3 protein-coding genes and 1 tRNA gene are annotated in these 3,747 nt (G+C 33.9%); all 4 read right to left on the minus strand.

The genetic code is table 11. The features are described from left to right. The coding region (locus tag AC1W31_RS20805) for a YWFCY domain-containing protein (RefSeq protein ID WP_481736424.1) at window positions 1-979 on the minus strand (979 nt) is incomplete at its 3' end. A 169-nt stretch (window positions 980-1,148) separates the two neighbouring features. Then, complete coding sequence (locus AC1W31_RS20810) at window positions 1,149-2,384, minus strand: primase-helicase family protein (RefSeq protein ID WP_481736425.1); 1,236 nt, start codon at window positions 2,382-2,384, stop codon at window positions 1,149-1,151. Window positions 2,385-2,488: 104 nt separating this feature from the next. Continuing rightward, window positions 2,489-2,824: a helix-turn-helix domain-containing protein gene (locus AC1W31_RS20815; protein WP_481736426.1), complete on the minus strand. Its 336-nt coding sequence runs from the start codon at window positions 2,822-2,824 to the stop codon at window positions 2,489-2,491. A gap of 524 nt (window positions 2,825-3,348) precedes the next feature. Next, window positions 3,349-3,414, minus strand: a tRNA-Met gene (locus AC1W31_RS20820). Window positions 3,415-3,747 lie beyond the last annotated feature (333 nt).

The raw sequence follows: 3,747 nt of genomic DNA on the forward strand, positions 1-3,747 counted from the left end.
ACCAGATAATGGTTTTAGTAATTGAGATGGCAGAATTAACAAAATAATCTTGTCGTTTAATCCAATCCCGATTCAGATTAAAAAGCAACGTAGTCGCATACGTATCCGCATCTAACTGTTTTACCAAATACTTGGGGTCAATTGGATTACAGCGGTGACTGCGAGTAACATCTTCAAAATTGATCAGGTAAAAGTTGGGTTTAGGAACTCCTTTAGGTTTATAAGTTAGTAGGGTATTATAGGCGACTTCAGTCATATCAGGAAACTTGAAATCATAGACAAATGCCGCAAACCCTTGCTGGATACTTTTCTCCAAAGCGGGCATCAAAATGGAGAATGTCTTCCCCGAACCTGGCGTTCCCATCACCAAAGTACTTCGATAAGGAAAAACATTTAATTTGCCATTTCTCTTTTCCCCTTGATGAATGTATTCGGTCTCAAAATTTATCCAATCGTCATCTTGAATGAGCAACTCATTTTGAGGAAATGTTTCATGATCATCGTTAAATACTTTTTCGCCAATATCAAAAGACAAAGCTCTGGTAAGCCAACTTCCGCCTTGAATAGCAAGTATTAAGCCGCTGATTGTCAGAAGGATATACGAAATAAAATTCGTTATGTGTAAGTAATAAACAACATCGGCAAGAAAATAAATTAAAATCCCAGTAAAGAGGAATACGAATGCTTTTTGAATCCTAATCTTGTTGTCTTTCCTGGATTGTGGACCAAAACAGGCCACCAGTACAAACGACAGTGCCAGAATTTTAGCCACAAAGAAATTGGCAAAAAAGGGTAGTTTCTTAAATGATTTAGACAAATTAAGAAAAATAGAACTATTGATAAAAGAACCATTCTTATCCATGTACGTCCATAACTCGGGAAAATTCAATAAAATGTGAAATGCTAAGAAAACGTATCCGACATACCTCAGTTTGTCGAACAGTCTTTCCATATCGTCCCGTTCGGATTGCGTGTACATTTACGTTTATGTAATTTTTATTAAATTTATAAATAATATAAATAAAAATGCTTTTTTAGTAAAAATATTTTTGGCCATTGTTTCAATGACTCATCAAAATAAATTGGGTGGATTGTTTTGTGAAGAATTTGATGTAGTCTAAATTATTAAAATTCAGTTACTTATCTTATTATTCATCATTTTCATCAAATTTATTAAGAAATTGATGAGAAATCTGGTAGAACCTTCCCCGGTTTTTTCTTTCATAAATATTCCCGTTCGGCAAAATAGTATATTGCGTGTAAGCATTTGAATTAGTGCTTGGCTTTAATTCCCATTCCGACTGAAGATGCTGTTTGATTTGTACAGAAGTAATATTTTTCATGCCTCTGAAAGTCAGCCAATTCAGCATATCCGCCGTGCAGAATGATACTATCTCAAGGTTCTTTGCATCCAAAATGCATTGAATTGCTTCAAACATTTCCAGTTCTAACTTACTACGGTTTCGACGAATTAATCTCACTAAAGAACGAGTGCGTATTTGCGAAGGCTTAAACCACATGCGGGATTCATTCTGAATGCTCAAGGAACGATTCATTAAGAAGTATAAAAAGGCTGGAATCTCCGCTTTAAGCTGATTCAGTAAATAAATATTTTCCTTTTCAAAAGGCTCGATTTTACGTATCCAATAGCGAGTTTCGTTGGGTTCGATGTAAACAAAACTATCTTCGTTATTGGAGCAAAGGATAAACTTGGCAAAAAACTCCACTTCGTTGCGATCTTTCCCTTTTCGTTCTGATTTATATTTTAAAGCGGTGGAGAGATTTTTGATGCGTTCGGAATCCTGTTTGCGTTCCAAGAATGTTTCGTCAATAGCAATCAACAAAGACGAAACCCAATCATCATTAAAATTACTGTTAAACTCTTCGTTGGTATTCACCTTCATGTTTTTGCCAAAAATGGCTTTCAAGTAATTGAGGAAAGTTGTCTTACCCGTATTTCGTTGCTTGCTCACCAAACATAAAATAGGTAATTTCTGTAGAGGCTTTTCTAACAATAATTTCAGATAATCCAAGCCTAACTCATAATGCTCCCCAAAAATATGAAGGATAAAATTTTTGGTCATTTCCCATTCTCCTTCGATTGGTTGGTGATTAAACTCGTGATAAAGGTTATAAAAATTGCCCACCACTTTTTGGAAATTAAAGTGATTCGGGAATAGACAAAATCCATCTAACTTTGGGATTTTAGCCACAAAATCTTTTCCCATATCCGCCTTAATACACTCGACCGTCCATGGGATTAATTTAAGTTCTTTGGAACCATCGGTGTTTGGTTTCTCCACCAATTTATAATAATTTGTTCCGATGCGGACGTAACCCAATTTTTCGATTACGGATCCAGTATTAGAGTCGTCATTTTCCATTTGGATGTATGATTTTAACCGAATTTTGCTAAATTCACGAAAGGATAGCAACATTCTTATTTTGAGTAAAAAGTATTAATAGGGCAAAAGCGGGAACTTTTGTCTTATTTTTTTGCCTGAAAATTGGTTTTGAAGTTGTCGAGGAAATCGGCTGCTTTACTTTCGGCGGAAACCACCGTATAATTTCTGAGCCAGCTGATTAAATCTTTTTTGAAGAAATACAAGCGACCACCCTGTTTGATGTGGGGCATATCGCCTTTATTACACTTGAAATAAAGCGTTGGCTTCGGCATGGCTAAAAATTGGGAGGCTTGTTCAACATTCAGTGGCACTTCCTCTTGAGACTCTGATTTTGGGGAATTGACGAATGAGTCAGCAATTAATTTAGATAATTGCTCAACGGTCAAATCAATGATCCGGGTTTCTTTTTCAATAATCATGTCTATAATATTTTTAATTTAGAAGAAATTTATAAATATTATAAAATTATAGTTAAATATAGTCCATTTCCAAGCAAATCCTACCTTAACTTTAATAAATGGTGATAAACTGTTGAGTAGAGAGGACGAAACCAAATAAAGCTTTAATGGACATTATACTTCGAAATAATACGTCAATTTTTCAAAAGAGCGTCTAATTCTTTTCTGGATTTTATCCCTCAAGTCATTAATAGAAATGAAGGGAAGACTTAATGTAATAAGACCAAATGATTTTAGAAAGAGGGTGGGGAAGAACATGGAATGGAAAAGAAGAATTTGTATAAACTGAAGGGAAATAAATCAGCCTAATCCCTAATCTTTAAAATTTTTTGTTAAAATGAAAAAAAAATTAAGACTCTTCAAACTTTGAATTTAACCTAATAAAAAGGGTGTTTGTGTAAACTCTGTGTAAACCAGCAAATTTTTTCTAAATAAAAAGGAGTTACAAATGAATGTAACTCCTTGATTTTCAATAATTTACATTGTGGGCCCACTTGGAATCGAACCAAGCACCTACTGATTATGAGTCATAGCCATACCCCTATTTCTATTTATTTCTATTTATTATTATTATCTTAAAATGCTGTATTTCAACTACTTAGATAAAATACTTTATTTCTGTTTATTGCTAATATGTGTTAATCTTGTATATTTGTAGTGAGACTTGCAATGAGACTAAACTTTACTCTCATTGCACCAACTTAGAAAAATACAATATCATGGCAACCGCAACAACCTTTCTTGACAGTCGTAAATCCGTTGATGGAAACGGCATTATCAAATTAAGAATTACTCACAATCGCATACAAAAAGATTATTCGACAAAGATTAGAATTTCACCAGATGATTATGTGAAAATCAAAAATTCTGAAATTGATAATCGG

It is taken from the genome of Arcicella sp. (assembly GCF_964672035.1).

What these genes read in the sequence shown, in the direction of transcription:
- AC1W31_RS20810 (WP_481736425.1), bottom strand. Translation starts at nt 2,384, where the DNA reads ATGGAAAATGACGACTCTAATACTGGATCCGTAATCGAAAAATTGGGT.
- AC1W31_RS20815 (WP_481736426.1), bottom strand. Translation starts at nt 2,824, where the DNA reads ATGATTATTGAAAAAGAAACCCGGATCATTGATTTGACCGTTGAGCAA.